This is a genomic window from Streptomyces sp. NPDC058664 (assembly GCF_042716635.1).
Lineage (GTDB): Bacteria > Actinomycetota > Actinomycetes > Streptomycetales > Streptomycetaceae > Streptomyces.
Window position 1 is genome coordinate 1 of sequence record NZ_JBHXRW010000241.1, and the last position, 1,134, is coordinate 1,134.

A 1,134-nucleotide genomic window follows, 5' to 3' on the forward strand; every position below is an offset into this window, starting at 1 on the left:
GACATCACCACCGCACTCGGCGGGCTACCCGCGACCGCCACCGCCGTCGCGGTGAACATGGGCAACGGCCCACAGATCCGCGAACTACCCGAACGCGAACACGGCGAGCCAGCCCGAATCTCGCTGCACCCCACCGAAACCGACCGCATCGAGATCAGCATCCAGACCTGGAACGAAGTACTCGACCGCACCGCGCTCGGCTTCGTCCTCACCCAACCGGCGGGCCTGGCCGAAGTCGACGTACTCGGCCCCGACTACCCCGCGCGAGCCCCCGGTGACCGGATCGTCACCATCGGCTGCGAGGCGGGTCCGGTGATCGCCATCGGTGGCCGCGCCGTCCACACCACCGTCACCGCCACCGCCGACGAACTGCGCTCCGGCGCACCGGTTTCCGCACGCCCGTGCCCCGAGGACGCGGCCGACATCGAACTCCTCCCCGGCCACCCCGACCTCACCGTGGCCCCGACCGAACTGTTCACCGTCGACCGCATCCGCCTCCCCCGCACCGACCCCTACCCCGGCGCACCCGCCCTGCACGCCGAAACCATTCCATCCACACCCGAAAACCCCGCCGAACACACCGGGCCGGCGCCGACCGAATCCCCCGCCGATCCCGGAAAGCCCGCGCCTGGCACGCAATTGCTGGTTCTACCGCTGAGCACCAATGTCGGCTGGCAGGCGCACACCGCCGACGGGCAGGAACTCTCGCCTCTCGTGGTCGACGGTTGGCAGCAGGGTTGGCTCGTGCCGCCGGGAACCAGCGGCGAGATCACCGTGTCCTTCCCGGCCGACCGCTGGTACCGCCTGGCGATCTTCGGCGGACTGTTGCTGCTGATTCCCCTTGTGCTGCTGGCGATTCCCCGACGACGCCCACTCCCGGACATCGGACCCGCACCCGGCACATGGGGTGTCCGCTGGGTCGCGGCGGTCGGCCTGACCGGCGTGATCGCCGTCATCGCCGGACCCTTCGGCGCGGCGTTCACACTGATCGCGCTGGGCTGCAGCCACTTCCGTCCCGCAACGACGGCCCGCACCCTGCCCTGGCTCGCCGGCCTCGGGACCCTGATCTCGACCGCGGCCCTGTCCACCGGAACCTGGCGCTCCGGCAGCGAGTACATGGGCGGCTCACTCTGG

General features: G+C 70.8%; 1 protein-coding gene. It reads left to right on the forward strand.

Annotation, left to right across the window (positions count from 1 at the left end):
* Positions 1-51: 51 nt before the first annotated feature.
* Positions 52-1,134 (forward strand): hypothetical protein (locus ACFWUY_RS41870; protein WP_384122392.1); only part of this gene is annotated, 1,083 nt, incomplete at its 3' end.